Source organism: Streptomyces sp. NPDC052079 (assembly GCF_040680275.1).
GTDB lineage: Bacteria > Actinomycetota > Actinomycetes > Streptomycetales > Streptomycetaceae > Streptomyces.
The window spans coordinates 15,564-36,782 of the sequence record NZ_JBFAWL010000037.1; the positions used below are offsets into that span (position 1 = coordinate 15,564).

A 21,219-nucleotide genomic window follows, 5' to 3' on the forward strand; every position below is an offset into this window, starting at 1 on the left:
AGCGCCACCGGCCCGTTACGCCTGTGGACCCCGCCCTTGTCCGGAAGAGAGCTCGCCACCGTCTTGGAGCGGCTCCGCTGCTGGACAGCGTTCGACGGTGGCGCCCTCTCGACGACGTCGCCGCGGCCCTGGACGACGTCCCTCCGGCCCAGGACGGCACCGAGGAGCTCGCCGAACAAGTCTGCGGACACCTCTCGCGGCTAGTCACCATCGCCGTCGCCACCGAAGCGGAACGGGACACCGTCGCGACACAGCTCATCGAGCGGGCCCGGAAACCGCGCGCCGAAGGACTGCCCGGCGACCAGTGGGAGACCGCAGGGCACCTGCGCCGGCTGGGCTGGACCGCCAACGAACTCCACGAGCAGCTCGGCGCAATCCAATGCCTGAAGAAGGCGGCATGACGTCCGCCCCGCCCCGCTCCGCTCGAGAGAGAACGCCGTGCCCACCGAGCCGCCCCTGATCCCGTTTGTCACCCAGCGCGAGGGCGGGGACGCTGCACCCGACAATCTGCTGCTGACCTCGCTCGGGCCGGACCGGTATCGGCTGCACTACGCCGATGAAGACCCCCGGGACCGTGACCTGCGCGGCGTGCTGTGGGCCCGCTGCTCCTTCGGCACGGTCGACGACCTCGGCCGGCCGGTGGGCCGGCCGCAGTGGCGGATGATGCACCCGCTGCGGCAGCGGGGCACGATGCAGGCGCCCGATGGGCCCTGATCGAGCCGACGTTGACGGCGTGGAGGAAGGCCCGGCTCGACCGCAGACCAACCGGGCAGCCGGCCAAAGTCGATTTACGCGACGTCTTCGACGCGATCCTCTACGTGAACCGCACGGGAATCCCCTGGAAATACCTCCCACACGACTTCCCGAACCACGGCACCGTCTATGCCTACTACGCGGCATGGCGCGACGAGGGAATCTTCGCCCAGCTCAGTTACGACCTGACCGGACTGGCCCGCGCGAAGGAAGGGCGCAAGCCCGAGCCGCCCGCCTGCACCATGGACCAGGGGCGAGGGAAGGGGCAACGGTCAGTCCTCGTGGCACTTGTTGACGACCACTTCCGGCTCGTCGTCATCGAACACCTCGTTCAGCAGCGCGCCGCCGATCAGGCCCGCCGCACCGGCGCCGATGAGCGCGCCCGCACCGAAGCGGCGCCCGCCCTGCTGCTGATGGTGGTCGTGGTGGTCTCCGTACGGCGGCTACGGCGCCGTCCGACGCGGTCGCCGCTGGGTGCGGCGGACGCAGCGGGCAGGCCGGCACGTGCCGCGGTGGAGACGGCCGTCACCGTCGCCGCCGACCACCTGCGGACGGGCGTGTACCGCCTACGCCTCCGCCCGCTTCAGCGCATGGTCGAGTACCACCAGCAGTGCGTCGAGCACCGAGCCCCGTTCTCGGGCGTCGAAGACGAACAGCGGGACGTGGTCACTGACGTCCAGCGCCCAGCGCACCTGGTCAAGCTCGTGCGCGACCTCGCCGTCAAAGGCGTTGAGGGCCACCGCGAACGGGATGTCCCGGTGCTCGAAGTAGTCGACCGCGGCGAAGCAGTCGTCGAGGCGGCGGGTGTCGACGATCACCAATCCGCCCAGGGCGCCCTCCACCAGGTAGTCCCACATGAAGCCGAAACGCTCCTGGCCGGGCGTCCCGAACAGGTACAGCTTCAGGGTCGGGTCGAGGGTGATGCAGCCGAAGTCCATGGCGACCGTGGTGGTGGTCTTGTGAGGGGTGTGGCTGAGATCGTCCACGCCCGCCGCGACCTCGGTGATCGACGCCTCGGTGGTGAGCGGTTCGATCTCCGAGACTGACGCCACCGTCGTGGTCTTGCCGACGCCGAACCCGCCCGCGATCACCATCTTCACGGGAAGGGGCGGCCGTTCGGTCTCGTGTGGGACGAACGGTGCGTCAATCCCGTTGGCTGTCACGGTGTATCCCTTCGGATTCGGCGACGCCGCGGAGACCATCGATCACCCTTCGCAGAACGAAGACGTCGCGGGAGGCATCGGCACTGGGCACGTATACGGCGAGGAGCGCATGGGCGCGCAGGTCGGCCGCGAGCACACGCACGACGTTCAGATGCAGGTGCAGCTTCGCGGCGACCTCGGCCAGCGACTGCGGCCGTCGGCATACGGCGACGATGTCGCGGTGTTCGAAGGCCAGGGTTTCGAGGGTGGCCAAGCCCAACGAGGTGGTGACGACCTGGGTCTCGATGGGGAGCGGCGCTGCCGCGTCGCTGCCCGCAACCCTTCCCGCGGTCAGCAGGAACGGCCGGATCGCCGAAGGGCGGCCGGCGGATCCCGAACCGCCGGAGCCCGGGTGGTGGTGCTGACCACCCTCGGACGCCATTCTGGGTCTTTCCTTCCTGCTGCATGTGGTGGCGGACGGTTCACCCGGTGGCCGGGGAACCGACGCTGTTCTTGAGCTCGAGGACCAGCTCGGGGCTGAGGGCCGCGCCCACCCGGTTGGCGAACAGGGTCATCTCATAGGCGACGTTCCCCAGCTTCGCCTCGTTCGAGGTGACGACGCCGAGCACGGATCCGCTGCCGATCGCGGAGACGAGGAGATGGCCTCCTTCCAGATCAATGATCACCTTGTTCAGAGCGCCGAGGCCGTAGTTGCCCGAAGCGCCGGCGGCCAGGCTGGTGATTCCCGAGACGATCGCCGCGAGACGCTCGGAGTCCGCGTGGTCGCACAGCCGCGAGACCGCTATCAGCAGACCGTCGGAGGAGACGGCGATGGCATCCACCACGCCCGCGGTCTCCGTCGCGAATCGGTTGAGCAGCCAGGTGAAGTCCTCTGCGGCGGCACGCAGGTCAACGGGCTCCACTGGGTTGAATTGAGTTCCACCTGTCGACGTGGTCACTGCCCCACTCCTTCCGGTCCCTCCGGGGATTCTGGTGATGCCGGCATCCGAGTCGGCTGTTGTCCCGGCTGCGCGCTCTCGCGCTCGGCCCGGGCCACCGCCTCCTCGAACTCTTCGATCGAGGAGCGGACCGCCTCCGCGTCGAGCGGCCGGCGCGACGCCGGCGTCGGCCGGCGTGCCGCCGCGGCGTTCTCGAGCGTGGCGCCGCGCACGCGGCGCCGTAGCGGCGGCGCGGCCGGTGCCGGGGTGAGTGCCTCGTCATCCGGGTGTTCCTGCGCGTGCGCTGCGGCCCTTTCGGCGGTGTTCGCGGACCGGGTTTCGGGCGGCGGATCGGCCGTGTGCGCGGTCCGCGGGACACGTCGCGGCAACGGTGCGGGCTCCTTCCCGGTGTTGTCCCCCGGTGCGCCATCCGCGGGGGTTCGCCGCGAGGGCTGGGGATGCTGCTGGGGAACGGCGGATGTGACGGCAGGCCCGGTGAGCGCTGGGGGCTTGGCGGGCCCCACGGGCCGACTCCGGGTGGGGAGGACCGACGAGGAAAAGTCCTCGCCCGCGAACACCGCGGGCACGTGGCTCAACGGCATGAGCAGCGTCGAGGGGATGAAGACCCTGCTGGTGACCCCACCGCCCATCGTCGCGGTCAACGTGACCCTGATGCCCCAGCGCCGGGCGATCCGGCCGACCACGAAGAGCCCGAGGACCTTGGTGGGGACAAGGTCGAGCCGCTCGCGGCGCACCAGCCGCTCGTTCTCCTCTTTCAGACGCTCGGCGCTCATGCCGAGCCCGTGGTCGACGACCTCGACCACCGCCGCCTCGCCCTGGGAGCGCACCCGCACCTCGACGGGGCTCTGGGCAGGGGAGAACGCCACCGCGTTCTCCATCAGCTCGGCGAGCATAAGGGTCAGATCGCCGACGATGTCGGGCGCGACGGTGACCTCGTCCAGCACACGCAGGTGGATCCGCTGGTACTCCTCGATCTGGGCGAGCGCGCCCCGTACGACGTTGGTCAGCGCCGTCGGCCGGGCCTCGAGAGCGGTCTCCGCCAGCCCTGCGAGCAGCATCAGACTGTCGGCATTGCGCTGCAGGCGCACCGCCAGGTGGTCGATGTGGTAGAGCTGGTCGAGCAGCGCGGGGTCGGTCTCCTCACGCTCGACCGCATCGATCAGCGCCAGCTGGCGCGCAGTCAGGTTGCCGACGCGTCTCCCGACGTTGCCGAACATCTCCGCCACATTGCGCCGGCTGAGCACCTGGCGCTGCAGCAGGGCGGCGGCCGCCTCCTGTACCTCGTTGAACGCCTCCGCCAGCGTGCCGATCTCGTCGCGTGCCCGCACCGGGACTGCGTTCAGCCTGAGCCGGCCGTCGTCCTCGGCCTCGTCGTCCGCCACCCGCGCGAGCTCCTGCCCGGTCGCCCTGGCCACCTGCTGGGCCGCGGCGGTCAGCATCCGCACGGGCCGCACGACGGAGCGCCGGACCAGGAGGGAGAGCAGCAGCCAGAAGGCGAAGATCAGCACCACCGCGGTCAGCAGCCACCCCACTCGCCACCAGGCCTCGGAAGAGGCCCGGTCGCCGTCGTCCGCGATCTGGTGGATCAGTGACCGGGTGATCTCCAGCCGGGTGGACGCCTGCTTCTCGTACGTCGGATACGCCGCGATGGCCTTGTCGACGGCCGCCCGCACCTCGTCGAGGTCCCTGGCTTCCAGGGAGGAGGGATCGAACTGGAGGGACGCGAACTCGGACCGGATGGCGTTCTGGTGCGCGTTGCGCTCGATCCGGGCCAGCCGACCGCTCTGGGCCACCGAGGCGATCCGGCTGAAGCGCTGGGCGTGGTGGTTGTAGAGCTGCAGGCTGCCCACCGCGCCGGTGAATTCCGTGAGCGCGCTGGAGTCGCCGGTCTGGGCGGAGAAGACACCGGTCTCGAACGCGGCATGCGCGGCGTCCGCGCGCAGCAGGGTGTCCAGGACGTTCTCGGGCGACGACACCGCACCGCCCGCGGATCCGCCGAGGCCGAGCCCGTCGATGAGGTTGGACACTATGGAGCTATAGGCCGGGTCGATGCTGTCGGCCGGGAGGTAGGCGCTTTCGACCGTCTTGCGCAGCCCGGTCAGCCCGGCGACGGCCCGCAACGCCCTGCTCTCCGCCGCGGGAAGGCGGGATCCGAACGCGGAGCGGACCTCGGCGACCTGGCGGTCGACGGCCCACTGGGCCCGGCGGTAGTCCCGCGGCGACGGCGCGGGCCCACCGGGCTCCGCGGCCTGGTAGCGCACCGAGAGCAGAATCGCCTGCTGATGCTCCCTGTGCAGGTCGTCGACGAGGGAGGCGACCTGCTCGCTGCTGCGGACGAGGGCCGCGGTGCGCGCCGCTGACTGCGCCTGTGCGACCTGGCCCGCGATGACGTAGGCGAGGATGGCGGCGACCACCGCGGCGGGGATGATCACCAGCACATTGAGCTTGCGCTGGAACGGCCAGCGGTCGAGGAACACGTCGGCCCTTCGCCGAACCCGCGCTCCCCGACGTGCCTGTTCCGCTGCTTCCACCTTGTGCGGGGACACCAAGCCTCCGGAACGATGTCGTACGGGCAAGCTGCTCTGTTGCCTGGGTGAGTTGCCGTGCTGATCTGTATCGCTTGTCCGAACGGGCGGAGACTACAGCCTTTTTGCCCGTGGGGTTCAAGCGTCGTGCAGAGAGAACGGTGACGATGGGCGTGCCGGCCGGTCCGGGGCCGGGCCTTCGAGGAGCCCGGCGCTCGGGCGGCGGTCTTTGCCCTGCCGGGCGGCGCCCGTGCACGGCTTCGGCCCTCAGCCGTCGACGGAGAAGTCGCGGAACCGGTAGTCGGACAAGGGGTGGCTGGGGGTGGGGACCAGTCCGCCGACCCCGGCCGCGTACGCGTCGACCTGGTTCTTGAAGCCCCAGACGATGTAGCCGCCGCGCTCGTACTCGATCTTCTGGGCCGCCTTGAGCAGTTCGTTGCGCTTGCCCTCGTCGAACTGGCCGCGGGCCTGGTTGACGAGGGAGGCGAACTCCGGGTCCTTCCAGTGCGTTTCGTTGTAAGGGGCGCCCTTGATCGATCCCTGTTCCACCTGCGCCAGGTAGTTCCGCGTGAACCAGTAGTCCATGGCGAACGGCCAGCTCAGGTACTTGTCGCCGTAGAAGGTCGCGGAGTCGGTCTTGCGGACCCGCACCGTCACCCCGGCGCCCCTGGCCTGCTGGGCGAAGAGCTGCGCGGTCTCGACCGCGCCGATGCCGATGCCGTTGGAGGTGACCAGCTCCACGTTGAGCCCCTCGTGCCCGGCGGCTTTCAACAGGAATCTGGCCTTGTCGAGGTCCTGGACGCGCTGCGGCAGATCGTGGTTGTACGCCGGATCGAAGGGTGCGTAGAGGTCGTTGCCGATGCGTCCCTGTCCTCTGAGCACCTGGCGGACCATCTGCGGCCGGTCGACGATCAGCCGCATCGCCTGGCGGACCCGCTCGTCGTCGAAGGGACCGGTATCCAGGCGCATGGTGAGCGGGGTCCAGGCCCCGGGCTCCGAGATCAGGACCTTGCAGCCCTGGGCCCGGACCAGCTCGATCTGCTCGAGCGGCAGGTTGTCCATGGCGTCGATCTCCCGGCCGAGCAGCGCGTTGACCCTGGCCGTGTCGTCGGGGAAGTCGATGATGTGCAGTTGGTCGACATGGGCCGGGCGACGCCAGTAGTTGTCGAACCTGGTGAAGACGCTCTCGTCCCCGGGGGTGAAGGACTTGTAGACGAACGGGCCGGTGCCGATGGGTTTCCTGAGGTCGAAGTCCGCCGGGACGACAGCCATGACGGTCTGCGCGAGCAGGTCCTCCAGCAGGGCGTACGGAGTCTTCAGCGGGATCCGCACGGTCAGGGAGTCGATCCGCTTGAGGTCCGCGACGTCGACCACGGCGAGGCTGCTGGCCCCGGCGGCGGGCGCCTTGGGGTTCGCGATCCTGCGCAGGGAGGCGATGACGTCGTCGGCATCCAGGGTCTTGCCGTTGTGGAACTCCACCCCGGAACGGAGCCTCAGCGTCCAGGCCCTGCCGTCCTTGGACGGCTCCATCGAGTCCGCGAGCAGGGGCTTGACGCGGTATCTCTCGTCATGGACGAACAGCCGCTCGAACAGGTTCACCGCCCGTGCGTGGTCGGGCCAGATGACGGGATTGTGAGGGTCGAGGGTGTCCTTTGCGCTGCCGCCGGTGCAGCCGACGCGCAGGACGCCTCCCTTCTTCGGGGTCCTGGCTCCCGAGTCGTCGCCACCGGACCCGGAGCACCCCGGGAGCAGGCCCGCCGCGGCCGTGGCGAGCAGGCCGCCACCACCACGCAGGACGGTTCTTCGCCTCATCGCTCCGCTGGGGTTGTTTCCGTGCTCGGTCATGGGCAGGTGTCGCCTTCACATCAGGGCCGTTTCATGGCGCGCTGACTGCTCGGATGACGCGCAGCACCTCTGCCATGCGGGCAAAGGCCAGTCGGCCGGGCTTCGCGCACGCCACAGCCGACCGCCTCGCCAACGCGGTCATCGCCCCATTACGGATCGTCAGGAGGTTAGAACACATGCCCATCGAACACCCATCGAACACCGGGAAATGGTGCAAGAGATCGGGCCGGGTCTGACGGACGGGGGTGGACAGGACCACGGCCGGGGATCTCAGCAGTTCACCGCGGCGCCGCGCCGGTCACCGAATCGGTCAGCCCATCCAGGAACTGCGGCACCGGCACGAGCGTCGGCCTGGCAGGCCGACCGCGCGCGGGGAAGGGATGGGTGAACTCCTCGTCGCGGAACAGCGGCCCAACTCGCCCAGCAGCCGGAGTGCCAGGCTTCCCCTCGGGAGCGCTGCCGCGCCACCGGCACCGTCTCCGCCGGGACCTCCCCGGGCCCGTGGGCCGCAACGACATCCACTCGCACCCCACACGACGACGTCGGCCTTCAAACCACAACCAGGTCTCGAAGGCCGACGTCAGGCCGAAAAGGTGGAGCTGGTCGGGCTGCTCAGGCTGGTTCGTCGGCCAGGTTCGGCCGCTGCGCGGTCCACTCCGACTCGGATGTCGAGCACGTTGCCATCGGCGTCGACGGCCCGCCTCAGATACTTCTGCTCTCCGTTGATCTTGAGGAAGACCTCGTCCACGTGCCACTTGCCCGCGGGCCGGGGCTGTCGGCGGCGCAGGCCGTTGGCGTAGCACTGCCCGAACTTGGCGCACCAGCGGCGGACGGTCTCGTGAAAGACCATCACGCCGCGCTCGAGCATCAGCTCCTCGACCTCGCGGAACGACAGCGGGAAACGGAAGTACAGCCACACGCAGTGCGCGATGATCTCGACCGGATACCGGTGCCCCTTGCACGACGGCGGCGTACCGCCCACGGACCCCACCCCTCCACCATGCTTAACCGGAAGATCATCCCACCCGGCCGGCCAACGTGACAGTGCCCGAAGATCCCACCCTGACCGCTATGGTGACTGACCATGTCACCGATAGCCCGCACCTTGCAGATCGCCCTGATGCTCTCCGGCTTCGCCCTACTCGCCTATGCCGCCCTATGGGACATGGACGACGCCACAGGGTGGCAGTGCCGAGCCACGAAAATAGGACAGGAGCCGGTGCAGATCTGCGGCACCGAGGACGGCCTGCACACTCCGACCCTCCTCGGTATGGCCGGGATCGCTCTGGAGATCGCGGGCGTTTCCGTCGCGGTGGGGGCCCGCAAGGAACGCTCGGTCGAGGCTTCACCGTCAGCCGTCCCGGCCCCGTTCGCACCAACGCCCCCCGGTGCGGCGCCCTTCGGCTCAGCGCCCTTCGGGTCAGGGCAAACACCCCCTGCCCCCGCTGCTCCACCCAACCCGTGGCCTTCCCAGACGCCTCCACAGACCGGGCCCGGACAGCGCTGACGCAAGCCGCTACACCGCAGCATCACGCCCTGCGAAACGAGCTCCAACAGCACATGTCCGCTCTCGTGCGCTCAGCAGCCACCCCCACATAGAGTTTTCCCTGGACCTCGATGACGGTGCGGGCCTTGGCGAGGTCGGCCTCCAGGCGGGCCTTCTCCGCCTTCAGCTTCGCGATCTCCCGGTCCCGCGGGTCCACCTTCGGCCGTCCGGCCGGCGCGGCGAGTGCGTCCAGGGCGCCCTTGTCCCGCTGCTGCCGCACGTTGTGATCAACGAGGAGTACAGGCCCTCCCGCCGCAGCAGGGCGGGCCTCCACCTGCGGATCAGGGGTCCCGTGGTCGTTCCTGCTGGCCACCCGGGCACTACTCCTTCTCCGCCCTCGACTCAATGAATCACCCAGTATGCCTGACTCGACTTATTTTGACAGAAAGGGTTACGGCCCCGACCACCAGACATCATCACCCGCGAACCACAAGGAAGCGTTCACTCAGGTGGCACTGCGTCATCTGCAGCGGGTGGACGAAGACGTCCTGGGACTCGGCCGCCCTCTCGGCATGGGATTCAAGGAACAGCAGACCGAGCCGGACACCCGGCCGCGGAGACCGCTGCCGCGGGCCGGTAGGACGCCGGCGCCCGCGGTGGCCGATCGCAGCGGTGGTTCGGCTGACGAGGCGTCGTGGTCCCGGCGGCGCACGATGCCGACAGGTGGCCTGCGCTCACCAGGTTGATCGGGGCCGGTGACCGGGTGGCGACCGGTGCGCCCCGCATCCGGCCACGGCGGGTGCCGCGTGACCGGCCCGGCCTGTGGCGCCGGACGTATGATGGGCACAGATTCGTCGTACACGAGCCGCTGTCGGTGAAACAGCGAAAAGGTCGAACCTCTCCCATCGACTGGGGCCGGTTCGTGCGACCCGCCGGGCACGCGGGGATGATCTCAACAACGACGACGAAAGCCGTGCATCCCTCGCCGTGGTCGCGGGAGCCGCGCATCGGAACCCGGCCTCGGTCACGCACCGCACACCGCGAGGAGCTGACCCATGTCGAACCGCCTGTTCAGTGATCGAGCAGATGCCGGCCGGGTCCTCGCCAAGCTCCTGGAACGCTACCGCGGCGATCCCGATGTGATCGTGCTGGGCCTGCCGCGCGGCGGCGTTCCGGTGGCGTACGAGGTCGCCACGGCCCTGGATGCCCCACTCGACATTTTCCTGGTCCGCAAGCTCGGCGTGCCCGGTCAGGAGGAGGTGGCGATGGGAGCCATCGCGGACGGCGGAGTGGTGGTGCTCAACGAGGACGTCGTCCGGGGCCTGGGCCTCCTGCCGGGCACGCTGCGCAGCGCGGTCGAGCGGGAGGCCCGGGAGCTGCTGCGCCAGGAGCAGACCTACCGGGAGGGACGGCTCGCGCCCGAGCTGGAGGGCCGCACGGTGATCCTCGTCGACGACGGCCTTGCCACCGGGGCCAGCATGCGCGCCGCGATCCAGGCCCTGCGCCGCCACCGGCCGGCGCGGATCGTCGCCGCGGTGCCTGCCGCCCCCGAGTCGACCTGCCGCGAGCTGGCCGACATGGTCGACGACGTCGTCTGCGCCACCACCCCGTCGCCGTTCTTCGCCGTCGGCGAGTCCTACTGGGACTTCCGCCAGGTCACGGACGAGGAAGTGCGGGAGCTGCTGCGCCGGGCGGCGAGCAGGCCCGCGGAGCCGGCCGAGGAGGGGGTGAACGAGGTCGCTCTCATCAGCGCCGAGGCGTTCCCCGTCGAGGACGGCATACCCAGCGACGAGGCACTGTTCGACCTGGTGGGCGACGCGCACTTCGTGTTGATCGGCGAGGCCTCACACGGCACGCACGACTTCTACCAGGCGCGCGCCCGCATGACGCAGCGGCTGATCGAGGAGAAGGGCTTCTGCGCGGTCGCGGCCGAGGCCGACTGGCCCGACGCCTACCGGGTCAACCGCTATGTCCGGGACCACAGCGACGACGTCACGGCCGAGGAGTCACTGCGCGACTTTGAGCGGTTCCCCACCTGGATGTGGCGGAACACTGCGGTGCTGGACTTTGTGGGATGGCTGCGGGAACACAACGACCGGGTCTCCGGCGGCGAGCACGCGAAAGCGGGCTTCTACGGTCTCGACCTCTACAGCCTGTACCGCTCGATCGAGGAAGTCATCAACTACCTGGACCGCGTCGATCCGGAGGCGGCGAAGCGGGCCCGCGAGCGCTACGCCTGCTTCGATCACTACAACACCGACGGCGACGCCCAGGCCTGGGGGTTCGAGGCCGCCTTCGGAGCGGGTGAGACCTGCGAGCAGCAGGTCGTGGACCAACTCGTCGAGCTGCAGCGCCATGCGGTGGACTACGCACGACGGGACGGACTGCTCGCCGAGGACGACCAGTTCTATGCCGAACAGAACGCGCGCACGGTCAAGAACGCGGCCGAGTACTACCGGACGATGTTCGGCGGGCAGGTGTCGTCCTGGAACCTGCGTGACCGCCACATGGTGGAGACCCTGGAGGCGCTCGCCGTGCATCTCAGCCACCAGCGGAGCAGCCCCGCCAAGATCGTCGTGTGGGAGCACAACTCCCACCTCGGGGATGCCCGGAGCACGGAAGCCGCGCTCCGCGGCGAGTTCAACGTCGGCCAGTTGGTGCGGCAGGCGCACCCTGAGAACTGCTGCCTGCTGGGCTTCACCACCTACACCGGCACGGTGACAGCCGCGGACGACTGGGGAGGGCCGGCCATGCGCAAGGCGGTGCGCCCGGCACTCGTTGACAGCGTCGAGGACATGTTCCACCAGGTCGGCGAGAAGGAGTTCCTGCTTCCGTTCAACCGGACGCCCCTGGCCGCCGACACGCTGCGCAAGGCGCGCCTCGAACGGGCGATCGGCGTCATCTACCGGCCGCAGACCGAACGGCAGAGCCACTACTTCCACGCGCGCGTGTCGGACCAGTTCGACGGCGTCATCCACATCGATGAGACGCGGGCAGTCGAACCCCTGGAGCGCACGGCCGAGTGGCAGGAAGGCGAGGTTCCCGAGACCTACCCGTTCGCCGTATGACAGCTGCCGTCGCCCTTACGAGGCACCGGAGCCGCCCGCCCCGTGCCAGAGGCCCGGGCATCAGCGGCGTGGGTGATCTCCTGCGTGCTGCCGTTGCACAGATCGACCGCGCCGGGTTGGTCGGCGCATGGCCTCGGCCGATCATGCCCATCTGCTTGAGCCCCCACAGCAGGTCAGATGGGTGCCTTCACCAACAGCTTTCCCCGATGAACCTGCCCGGCCGTCGCGCCGCCCGGCCCGATTAGAGCCCAGCCGCGTCCACATTTCCCTGACGCAGTTTCACACGCAGATCTTCGCCCTGATGGCCCAGGCGATTCGTCGTCGCCTTCGCCGCAAGGATGCACCAGCAGCCGTCCGACGCGCGAGTCGGAGAGATCATCCCCATTCGCCCTCACCGCTCCAGCGCTATCGACTCGAAAGGCCTCAGAGATGACTCAAACTGCGAGCAGCAGACCGGTCGCCGACGGCTCCGATAAACGACTGTTTCGGGTGCTCAGCGCCATCGAGCGAGCAGGAAACAAACTGCCCCATCCATTCTGGTTGTTCTGGATTCTGGCAGCGGTCCTCGCCGTGACGAGCGCGGTGCTGGCCGCAGCCCACGTGTCCGTCACGCTGCCTTCAACGGGCGACGCCGTCGCGGTGAAGAACCTGCTCTCTACGGCGGGGGCCAAGTTCGCGGCCGAGTCCGTCCTGGACAACTTCGCCGGGTTCCCACCCCTGGCGGTTCTGGTAATGGTGCTGCTCGGCGTCAGTGTTACGGAGCGCAGCGGTCTGCTCACCGCTCTGTTGCGCGTCACGATCGGCCGGATGCCCACTCGCTGGCTGACCTTCTCCATCGCGTTGAGTGCCATGACCGCGCACGTCATGAGCGACTCGGCCTACATCGTGATGATCCCGCTCGGCGCGCTGGCCTATCGGAGCGCGGGGCGCAGCCCGCTGCTGGGCCTTCTGGTCGCGTACGCGTCGACGGCGATCGGATTCAATGCCAGCCCCCTCGTCACACCGTCCGACGCCATCCGTTCCTCGCTCGCAACCGCGGCCGCGCACACCGTCGATCCTCACTACGTCATCACACCGGTCGCCACCTACTTCTTCACCGCGGCGTCCTCGGTGTTCCTCGCCGCTGTCATCGCCCTCACCGTCGACCTGGTCCTGGCGAAGCGACCGGAGTTCATGCCGAATCGCGAGGACGAGGCCGCCTGCAACAAAATCTTCAACGCCCACCACGACGGCACCGGCGAGCACACCGGTGCCCCGAACGCGATCGTGCTGACGGCCGTTGAGAAGCGGGCCATGAAGGTATCCGCCGCGGTGCTGGTGGGCTACGTCCTGGCAGTGGCCGCGCTCCTGTTGCCGGGATCCCCGTTCCTCGGTGAGGGCGGCAGCATCGTCCAGTCCGTGGTCGTGGCGAACATCGCAGTGTTCATCGCGCTGCTGTTCGCGCTCCTCGGGATCGTGTACGGCAGGCAGATGGGCACGATCCCGACCCTGTCGTCCGTTCCGTCCGTCATGGCGGACGGCATCCGGTCTATCGCCCCGGTGATCGTTCTCTTCTTCGTGGTCTCGCAGTTCCTCGCCTACTTCACCTGGACCGGTATCGGCTCCGTGATCACCGTCGAGGGTGCCGATCTCCTCAAGTCGCTGGACGCGCCCCACCTCGTCCTCCTGCTGGTGCTCGCGGTGGCCATCAGCGGCCTCAACATCATCATCAGCAGCGGCTCGGCCATGTGGTCCATCCTCGCCCCGGTGATCATCCCCCTGGCGATGTACATCGGGCTCGCTCCGCAGGCCGCCATGGTCGCCTTCGCGATCGGCGACTCGGTGACCAACCCCACTCCGATGAACGCCTGGTTCGTCCTGGCCCTGGGCTTCGTCCAGCAGTTCCGCAAAGGCGCCGGCATCGGCACCGTGCTGTCCTTCACGGTTCCCATCGGACTCACCGTGCTCATCTCGTGGTCGGCCTTCTTCGCCCTCTGGTACACCCTCGGAATCCCCCTCGGACCAGGCGTCCCCGTCAGATAAGCCCGTCGGGCCGACCGCCCACGGACCCCTGTCAAGCAGCTGGCGTCCGACGACCGCAGGGCGGCTCTCACCACCTCAGCAGCCCCTGCGCAATCCGAGCCTCGGCAGAGCCGAGGATCCGTGCAAACCTAATCAGAAAGAGAGAACCCACTAAATGGGTAGTATCGCCATCATCGGTGCAGGGAATGTCGGTCAGGCCATCGCCGGCCACATGTCGCTCCAAGGCCACGACGTGCGGCTCTTCGACAGGTGGGGCCACGATCTCGAACCGATCAAGGCCAATGGCGGCGGCATCGACCTGGTCGGCGAGGTGGAGGGCCACGGTAAGCCCGCCGTGCTCACCACCGACCTGAAGGAAGCCGTCGACGGCGCGCAGGCCGTCATCGTCGCCGCGCCGGCCTTCGCGCACGCCTTCATCTCGAATGAGCTCGCGGCCGTGCTGGAACCCTCCCAGCTCGTTCTGATCCAGCCCGGGGTGCTGGGCAGCGGCGTCGAACTCGCCCGCATGTTCGCGCTCGCCGGCCGCAAGCGCTGCCTCATAGCGGAGACACCGACCAGTCTCTACACCTGCCGCCTGCGCAAGCCCGCCCACGTCTACATCGGGGCGATCAAGAACTCCGTCCCCTTGGCCGCCGTACCCAGCACGGACACCCCTGAGGCCCTGGCGATCCTGGGCACATACTTCGGTGAGCGCTACGTGTCGGGTAAGGACGCGCTGGCTGTCGGGCTCTTCAACTGCAACCCCATCTACCATGTGCCGCCGGCCGTGCTGAACTTCAAGACGGTCGAGGACTCCGACCGCCGCCCGCAGCACACCCTGGTGACGCCCCGCATCGCCGAGGTCATCGACGCACTCGACCGAGAGCGCCTCAGCCTGGCCCACGCACTGGGAGTAGAGGCGACCAGTTTCTGGGACTTCCTCGCCAGTGCCTACGACGTCACCGAGGGCACGCTCGTCGAACGGATCGTGCAGGGATACGGTCGGCAGTCCTTCCCCGAACCGGACTCGGTCAACCACCGCTACTTCACCGAGGACGTTCCGTTCGGGCTGGTCATCTGGAGCTCGCTGGCCGCCCAGATCGGCCTCTCCATGCCCCTGACCGACTCGTTCATCGCCCTGAGCAACACCTTGTGCGGACGTGACTTCGTCGCCGAGGGCAGGACCGCGGAGTCCCTGGGACTGCTCGGCTCGCACGTCGGCTCGATTCGAGCGGCCTTCATCGAAGGTTCGGTCTACTGACCCGTTGAAGGGGGAGCGCACCGGTATCGCGACTCCGGGGTGCCGAGGCCACCGATCACCGGTTCGCTCCCACACCGCACATGCCTTGTCACACGAGCCTGAGCTTGCTCCGCAAGCTTTCGCAGGCGGCGTTGTCCGCGCTGCTGCCGATGGCGCCCATCGACTGGGTGATCCCGAGCTGGTCGCAGAGGTCGGCGAAGGCCCGGGAGAGGTACTGGGACCCGTGATCGGAGTGGGACACGGCCCCGTCCAGGCCGCCGCGGGTGCGGGCGGCCATCCGCAGGGCGTCGACGACCAGGTCGGTGCGCATGTGGTCGGCGATCGACCAGCCGACGACCTTGCGGCCGAAGCAGTCCAGCACGGTCGCCAAGTAGAGGAACTCCCCGTCCTCCAGGGGCAGGTAGGTGATGTCGCCCATGTACTTCAGCCCCGGCCGCGGGGCGGTGATGAGTACTCATGCCGGGTCCGTAAAGTCGGTGGAACTCGCGTCACACCACGCGACAGGCATGGCAAGCCGACCATGGGCGCCGGGCCCTTGAATGCGGCACCGGGAAGGCGCACATGCCGCGCCACCGCTTCTTCCAGCCTCCCACCGGCCCGGTGGATGTCAAACAAGCGCTTGCGAGCGATTCTCACGGCGTGCGCGCCGCCGTGTTCCGGGCGCCGGGATGTCCGACGCTAGATGTTCTGGAACTCGTTCGGCAGTTGCGACATCATGTCCTGGAACTCCGTGCCGGGGACGGCCTCTCCCAGAGTCATGAAAACCGCCGCAACGCCCCTGCGCGCCACGGTCTCATCAACGCCCGCACGTTCACCCACTCGCCGGACGAACTCGGCAACGCCGAATTTCTGGGCGACATCCTCCGGTGGGACCAGGGGCGGGGCGATCTCGGCGGGCAGGACGCCGGCCAAGTGCTTGGCCTCGCCGCCGGTGATCCGCTCGGCCAGCGTCAGCATCGTGGCCCGGGTCAGTTCCCTGGCCTGCTCCTCGGGTACGTGGGCCCGCCGGCTGACGAGCCGGATGAACTCGTCGCTGTCCATGGCGCCTCCAATCCGGCAGTCCCTCACGGGTACCGCGCATGCACTGCCCCAAACGGTGATCGAAATGCCGGCGCGAATCCGGCAGCCGGTGCTGAAAGCGCCGGTCACCGCTCGTCCTCTTCGCCTTCCTCGGTGAAGGGGCGCACCGCGTCCAGCAGAGCCCTCAACGCACCGATGAGCGTCCCGACCTCGGCGACGCGCTGGGCGGACGGGTCCTGCGGGTACTGCCGCTCGGCCTGCTCGTCCTGCTCGGCCTGCTCGGCGGTGTTCGCCAGGATCTGCTCGGCGGCCTGAGCCGCGGCGCGCAGTGCGGCACGTTCGAGATTGCCGGGCATGTGATCTCCCCTGGATTCGGCCGCCGGGCACAGGACTCCCCGGAATGCTTCGACGTCGCCCTCAGCCGGTTCTGCCGGGAACGCCACGGGGAGCACGAGCCGGTACGAAGTGCCCCGGGACAACAACTGAGAAGGAGGCATGTCTTCCACAAGCGTAGGGGACGTGCTGGACGCGCTGCAGGACGTCGACTTCTCTGCGGGGCGAAGAGGAACTGTCCAGGCCGCCGAGAATGCCGGAGCGCCCGAGGAAGGGGTCAAGGCGCTTCGCGCCCTTCCCCCGGACGAGTACGGCAACCGGGATGAGGTGGCCAGGTCCGTCAGTGACCGGCCCGGGCCGGCGGGGCATCGGCGGACCGGCATGATCCCCAGTCCGAGGAAGCCGCCGATGCCGAAAACCACCCGCAGGCCGACGTCCGCGGGGAACCGGGCGGTGTTCAGCAGGGCGAGTGCGCCCAAGCTCCGACGGCGGCCCCCACCCCGTAGCTGCCGTTGATGGCCAGGCCGACCTGTCCGCGGTTGCGGGCCGGGATGAACTCACCGGGGCCGGCATCGGCGGTGAGTACGCGGCGATCGACTCGGCCGTCGACGAATGCCATGCGGCGCGCCGGGTATGCGATCGGCATCGGTCCACGGTGACCAAATCGCGCGGTCGGAATCGGCCCAGCGGGCTGAGACACCGCAGACGAGCGGGCGGTTCCCGGAAGGTCGGCGATGCGCGGCGCATGGGTCAGGAATCCGGCCTGGTGGATTCGCATGATCGGCGCAACGTTGCAGGCTCGTGGACTCCCGCTTCCCGGGCACCGACTACGCGCTCGTGCAGTACGACAGCTCCGGGCACACTGTGGAGGCTTGCGTCTGGAGAAGCGCCGGCCGAAGTGGCGCTGCACGATCTCGATCGCGGGCCCGTCTTGCACGGGAAGGCCATGGCCCCGTGCGGACAAAACCGCGCGTGGGGTGAAGGCTCGACAAGACCCCAGCAGACGGTGTGCTGCGTAGCCTCGGTGAGCGGGCACCGGTCGGATCAACCGGCGGACTTCAGGGAACTAGGAGCCCGGTGCGGGCTCAATAGTCTGTTCGAGAAAGAACTCGACGAGGTCGGGGCGGGTGATGTCCCACCTCGCTTCGGCGAGCTTTCCGTCGGTCAGCCAGGTCAGCCGGCGCAGCCGGATCACTGCCTGGCCCTCGGGTACGCGCAACTGCGCCGCGGTTGCGGCGTCGAGCGCGATGGGATCGATGTAGATGCGGGATTTGGCCGCGGGGATGCCCATGCGGGCAAAGTAGTCGTGCACCGTCAGGTGGCCGAGATCCTCCTCTTGCAGTCGCGGTGCCAATGAGAACGGGATGACGGAGAGCTCGACGGCGATCACGTTGTCGTCGACGTCGAACTTCAGCCGTCGCAGTTGATGCACGGGCGTGTCGCTGGCCACACCCGGCATCTCCAGACCGGCATCGCGGGCCTGGACCACCGACGCAGATTCCACCGCATGCCGCCCGAGAATCTTCGGCCCCGGCAGGGACGTGTTGACAAAACGCAGCAGGTTCTCCTGCCGAGCTCCCTCGGTGACGAAGGTGCCCCGCCGCCGGTGGCGCTCCACCAGCCCGGCCTGCGCCAGCTCACTCAGCACTCGCTGCGCGGTCGCGCGACCGATCGAGTACAGCTCCTGGAGCTCGGCCTCCGTGGGAAGCCGACTACCGGGAGGAAGTGTGCCAGAGCGGATCTGCTGCTCGAACTCGTTGCGGATCCGCAGGTACGCCGGGACTGCCATGGCCAGAAATGTAGCCCCACCCAATTGACCGGTCAATAGCCGATTTTTCCAGTCAATTAATCTCCGGTTATACCTGCGGCCACCACAGGCCCAATGTGCGCTGTAGTGATCTCCCATAGGGGCAAGATCTGAGCAGGGCCTGAAGCAGAACCACGCGGCCACCGGGCTCACACGGTGGCTACGGGGTCCACTCTCTCCTCTCTCCAGCGGCACGGAGGGCTTCTTCAACCTCGCTGAGCTTCACGGAGGACAACACGCCCGCCCGCTCGATCAGGTCGTCCCGGGCCACGGTGGTCAGCCATGTGCACGGAGTAAGGCTTGGACGCGGGAACGCGAACCGCAGCACGCCTTCAAAGGGCAGTCCTTTGGGCGGTTGGGTGGGCCCAACGGAGTGCTGCTCCTGCCCTGTTGTCGGCGCCCTGGCGACAGGGAACGATCGGCGGCTGAGAGGCGGTCGTCTGGCGTCGGCGTCGCTGCGGCCGTACTGGGGAGAGAAGGAGCGGTCCCGGCAGGTGGCTACGTCCGGCCGGCCACTGCGACCAGGCTTGCTGTGGCTCTCGGAGATCAAAGATCGCGGATCATGTCTGCGCCCTTCTCCGCGATCATGATCGTCGGGGCGTTGGTGTTGCCCCGCACCACGGTGGGCATCACCGAGGCGTCCACCACCCGCAGGCCGCTGACGCCGTGCACCCTGAGCCGGGAATCCACGACGGGGCCGATGGAGCAGCTGCTCGTCGGATGGTAAAGGGTCTGCAACTCGCGCCGGGCGAAGTCGAGCAGGCCGGCGTCGTCCGTGGAGCGCGGTACGCGGAAGTCGGCACGCCGGTGCTTGGCCAGGCTGGGCTGGGCGGCGATGTCGAGCAACATCCGCAGTGCCCGGATCATCGTGGCGCGATCCTCCTCGGTGGTCAGGTAGTTGTGCAGCACGCGTGGTTTGGCGCTGGGCAGGGCCGACCGCAGGGAGACCTTGCCCCGGCTCGTGGGGGCGAGGAGGACCGCGCCGAACATGAAGGCGTGGTCGGCCACGAGGCCGATGCCCTCCTCGTGGAACATCACCGGGGTGGCGTGCACCTGGATGTCGGGGGCGTCCAGTCCCTCACGGGTGCGGTGGAATCCGCCGGCCTCGCCGACGTTCGAGGTGAGGGGACCGCGCCCCTCGGTCTCCAGCAGGCGGACGTTCTCCGGTGTCTCGGCGGTGAACAACGACTCGGTCTCGGTGAGATAGCACAGACCGACATGCGGATGGTCCTGCAGGTTTTCCCCGACGGGGAGGTCGACGCGGGGCGTGATGGCGTGGGAAGCGAGTTCGCTGCCCGGGCCGATGCCGGAGAGCATGAGCAGCTGCGGCGAGTTGTAGGCACCGGCCGACAGCACGACCTCCCGTTCGGCACGTAGGCACAGCAGTTCGCCGTCCCGTTCCACCTCGACACCGGTCGCACGGTCGCCGTCCAGGAGTACGCGGGTGCACGGGACGCCGGTCAGCACCTCGAGATTGGGCCGGGACAGGGCCGGCCGCAGATAGGCGTCGGCCGTGCTGCAGCGCAGACCGTTGCGCTGGGTGAGGTGGTAGTAGCCGACGCCGTCCTGCTCGGGGCCGTTGAAGTCGCTCATGTAGCGGTGGCCCGCCTCCTGTGCCGCCGCGACATAGGCGTCCGCCAACGGATGCCGGGAACGGCCCTCGCTGACCGTGAGGGGCCCGCCGGTGGAGTGCCAGGGCGACAGGGCGCCCCTGAAGTCTTCGGCGCGAAGAAAGTAAGGCAGGACGTCCTCCCAGCTCCACCCATCGGCGCCGCCGGCCGCCCAGGCGTCGTAGTCACGGCGATTGCCACGTATGTAGATCATCGCGTTCATGGACGAGCAACCGCCGAGCATCCGGCCTCGGGGCAGATAGCGACGGCGGCCGTCCAGTCCCGGTTCGCACTCGGTGAGGTAACTCCAGTCGTACTTGGTCTGGAAGAGCTTGCTGAACGCTGCCGGAATGTGGATCTCAGGGGCGTCGTCCACGGGTCCCGCCTCGATGAGCAGAACGCGGGTGCTCTCGTCCTCGCTGAGCCGGCACGCCAACACGCACCCCGCTGATCCGGCACCCACGATGATGTAGTCGTACACCTGTCCCCCCTCACCCGACACGGCTACTCGACCCCTTTACCTAAGCCGCATCGGAGGGCGGATGACACCGTGCTACCGGCCAATTGCCCGAGCGGGTTCGCCTCCTGCCGAGAACCGACCCCGCACTTCCCGTCACAGCGGCGCATAGTGGCGCGGACGCCGCTTGGCGTCAGGGGTCACCGAGCCTCGTGCAGGGAGCTGACGGCCCGTACCAGGGCGTGGGGGCCTCCCAGTTCAACAGGTGTCCGGCGTCCGGCACGGTGATCAGTCGTGCGCCCGGTATGCCGGCGGTCAGGCGCCGGGCGTGGCTGGGCGGTGTGCTGCGATCGGCCGAGCCGACCATGACCACGGTGGGGACCGCGATCTCGGCCAGGCGTGGATAGCGGTCTTCTTGGGCGAACGCCCGCACGATCGGCACGAGGGCGGCATGGGCCTGCTGCAGGAAGACCTCGAGGAAAACCTCGATCATCGCGGGAGAGGGGCGTTTGCCGCACTGGGCGGCTCCGAAGAGGATTCCGCCCGTGCGGGTGCGGGCCAGCCACTGAAGGATGCCCATCTCCAGCAGCGGGATCTGCAGCCGGTTGTGCGGTGCCCCGTCGTAGATGCGGCCTGCCCAGGTCGCGAACAGCACCAGGCCGCGCAACCGCCGGGCGACGGCCGGATGGTCGAGCACGGCACGAAGCGCGAGGAACCCGCCCATGGAATGCCCGACGAGCACTGCGTCGCGTACGTCGAAGTGCTCAAGGACCGCCAGATAGTCCTGCGCCATGGGGCCGGAGCCGACACCGTCCGCACCCAGCGTCGATCCTCCGTGGCCTCGCTGATCGAAGACGTTGACTTCCTCCCCCGCCTAAAGGCGAGGGATTCCAGCGGTCGCCCGCTGGGGTTCCTGCTTCACCGACGACCGCCCCGTCCGGGAGGACTCCCG

General features: G+C 68.7%; 18 protein-coding genes and 4 pseudogenes. 7 read left to right on the top strand and 15 right to left on the bottom strand.

Translation table 11 applies throughout. From position 1 onward, the window contains the following. Positions 1-23 precede the first annotated feature (23 nt). From AB0L56_RS30315 to AB0L56_RS30325, 3 genes and pseudogenes are all read left to right on the top strand, one after another. A complete protein-coding gene (locus tag AB0L56_RS30315) occupies positions 24-401 on the top strand; it encodes a DUF6415 family natural product biosynthesis protein (RefSeq protein ID WP_365429029.1) in 378 nt (125 codons plus the stop codon). 37 nt (positions 402-438) lie between these two features. Beyond that, positions 439-714, top strand: coding sequence for a hypothetical protein (locus AB0L56_RS30320; protein ID WP_365429032.1), 276 nt, complete (start codon positions 439-441; stop codon positions 712-714). Then, positions 654-983: pseudogene (locus AB0L56_RS30325) on the top strand (transposase); the annotation flags it as partial. The gene AB0L56_RS30320 and the pseudogene AB0L56_RS30325, both read left to right, overlap by 61 nt. 336 nt (positions 984-1,319) lie before the next feature. On the opposite strand, the gene AB0L56_RS30330 reads toward AB0L56_RS30325, so the two are convergent. The 7 genes and pseudogenes from AB0L56_RS30330 to AB0L56_RS30360 form a co-directional block, all read right to left on the bottom strand. Continuing rightward, complete coding sequence (locus tag AB0L56_RS30330; RefSeq protein WP_365429070.1) at positions 1,320-1,847, bottom strand: ATP/GTP-binding protein; 528 nt, start codon at positions 1,845-1,847, stop codon at positions 1,320-1,322. A 49-nt stretch (positions 1,848-1,896) separates the two neighbouring features. Continuing rightward, entirely contained in the window at positions 1,897-2,337 is a 441-nt protein-coding gene (locus tag AB0L56_RS30335) for a DUF742 domain-containing protein (protein WP_365429035.1), read from the bottom strand. 40 nt (positions 2,338-2,377) lie between these two features. Next, positions 2,378-2,854, bottom strand: coding sequence for a roadblock/LC7 domain-containing protein (locus AB0L56_RS30340; protein WP_055495024.1), 477 nt, complete (start codon positions 2,852-2,854; stop codon positions 2,378-2,380). Further along, positions 2,851-5,331: an ATP-binding protein gene (locus tag AB0L56_RS30345; protein ID WP_365429040.1), complete on the bottom strand. Its 2,481-nt coding sequence runs from the start codon at positions 5,329-5,331 to the stop codon at positions 2,851-2,853. Before AB0L56_RS30345 ends, AB0L56_RS30340 begins: the two co-directional genes overlap by 4 nt. Positions 5,332-5,646: 315 nt before the next feature. Next, positions 5,647-7,224: an ABC transporter substrate-binding protein gene (locus AB0L56_RS30350; protein WP_365429043.1), complete on the bottom strand. Its 1,578-nt coding sequence runs from the start codon at positions 7,222-7,224 to the stop codon at positions 5,647-5,649. A 637-nt stretch (positions 7,225-7,861) separates the two neighbouring features. Continuing rightward, positions 7,862-8,206, bottom strand: a pseudogene (locus AB0L56_RS30355) (IS6 family transposase); the annotation flags it as partial. Between the two features lie 547 nt (positions 8,207-8,753). Further along, positions 8,754-9,083, bottom strand: a complete 330-nt coding sequence (locus AB0L56_RS30360) for a hypothetical protein (RefSeq protein WP_365429046.1) — start codon at positions 9,081-9,083, stop codon at positions 8,754-8,756. Between the two features lie 682 nt (positions 9,084-9,765). Between AB0L56_RS30360 and AB0L56_RS30365 the strand changes: the two genes are divergently transcribed. From AB0L56_RS30365 to AB0L56_RS30375, 3 genes are all read left to right on the top strand, one after another. Continuing rightward, the gene (locus AB0L56_RS30365; protein ID WP_365429049.1) at positions 9,766-11,778 is read left to right on the top strand and encodes an erythromycin esterase family protein; all 2,013 of its coding nucleotides are present in this window, start codon (positions 9,766-9,768) and stop codon (positions 11,776-11,778) included. Positions 11,779-12,207: 429 nt separating this feature from the next. Further along, positions 12,208-13,800 (top strand): AbgT family transporter, encoded by a 1,593-nt coding sequence (locus AB0L56_RS30370; protein ID WP_365429052.1) that lies wholly within the window; start codon positions 12,208-12,210, stop codon positions 13,798-13,800. A gap of 154 nt (positions 13,801-13,954) precedes the next feature. Further along, positions 13,955-15,040 carry an NAD/NADP octopine/nopaline dehydrogenase family protein gene (locus tag AB0L56_RS30375; protein ID WP_365429055.1) on the top strand — a complete coding sequence of 362 codons (1,086 nt, stop codon included), beginning with the start codon at positions 13,955-13,957 and terminating at the stop codon, positions 15,038-15,040. A 100-nt stretch (positions 15,041-15,140) separates the two neighbouring features. Here AB0L56_RS30375 and AB0L56_RS30380 read toward each other — a convergent pair. From AB0L56_RS30380 to AB0L56_RS30390, 3 genes and pseudogenes are all read right to left on the bottom strand, one after another. Beyond that, a pseudogene (locus AB0L56_RS30380) lies at positions 15,141-15,485 on the bottom strand (DDE-type integrase/transposase/recombinase); the annotation flags it as partial. Between the two features lie 233 nt (positions 15,486-15,718). After that, the gene (locus tag AB0L56_RS30385; protein WP_361037597.1) at positions 15,719-16,081 is read right to left on the bottom strand and encodes a DUF2267 domain-containing protein; all 363 of its coding nucleotides are present in this window, start codon (positions 16,079-16,081) and stop codon (positions 15,719-15,721) included. Positions 16,082-16,185: 104 nt separating this feature from the next. Next, positions 16,186-16,416, bottom strand: a complete 231-nt coding sequence (locus tag AB0L56_RS30390; RefSeq protein WP_365429058.1) for a hypothetical protein — start codon at positions 16,414-16,416, stop codon at positions 16,186-16,188. 139 nt (positions 16,417-16,555) lie between these two features. Between AB0L56_RS30390 and AB0L56_RS30395 the strand changes: the two genes are divergently transcribed. Beyond that, on the top strand, positions 16,556-16,909 hold the full coding sequence (locus tag AB0L56_RS30395; RefSeq protein WP_365429061.1) for a DUF2795 domain-containing protein: 354 nt from the start codon (positions 16,556-16,558) through the stop codon (positions 16,907-16,909). On the opposite strand, the gene AB0L56_RS30400 is transcribed toward AB0L56_RS30395, so the two are convergent. The 5 genes and pseudogenes from AB0L56_RS30400 to AB0L56_RS30420 form a co-directional block, all read right to left on the bottom strand. Next, positions 16,851-17,039 (bottom strand): hypothetical protein, encoded by a 189-nt coding sequence (locus AB0L56_RS30400; protein WP_365429079.1) that lies wholly within the window; start codon positions 17,037-17,039, stop codon positions 16,851-16,853. The genes AB0L56_RS30395 and AB0L56_RS30400 overlap by 59 nt on opposite strands. Positions 17,040-17,459: 420 nt before the next feature. Continuing rightward, positions 17,460-18,182, bottom strand: a complete 723-nt coding sequence (locus tag AB0L56_RS30405; RefSeq protein WP_365429064.1) for a GntR family transcriptional regulator — start codon at positions 18,180-18,182, stop codon at positions 17,460-17,462. Positions 18,183-18,360: 178 nt separating this feature from the next. After that, a pseudogene (locus tag AB0L56_RS30410) lies at positions 18,361-18,552 on the bottom strand (type II toxin-antitoxin system PemK/MazF family toxin); the annotation flags it as partial. A 194-nt stretch (positions 18,553-18,746) separates the two neighbouring features. Further along, a complete protein-coding gene (locus AB0L56_RS30415; protein ID WP_365429067.1) occupies positions 18,747-20,312 on the bottom strand; it encodes a GMC family oxidoreductase N-terminal domain-containing protein in 1,566 nt (521 codons plus the stop codon). 148 nt (positions 20,313-20,460) lie between these two features. Further along, a complete protein-coding gene (locus tag AB0L56_RS30420) occupies positions 20,461-21,090 on the bottom strand; it encodes an alpha/beta fold hydrolase (protein WP_365429073.1) in 630 nt (209 codons plus the stop codon). Positions 21,091-21,219: the final 129 nt, after the last annotated feature.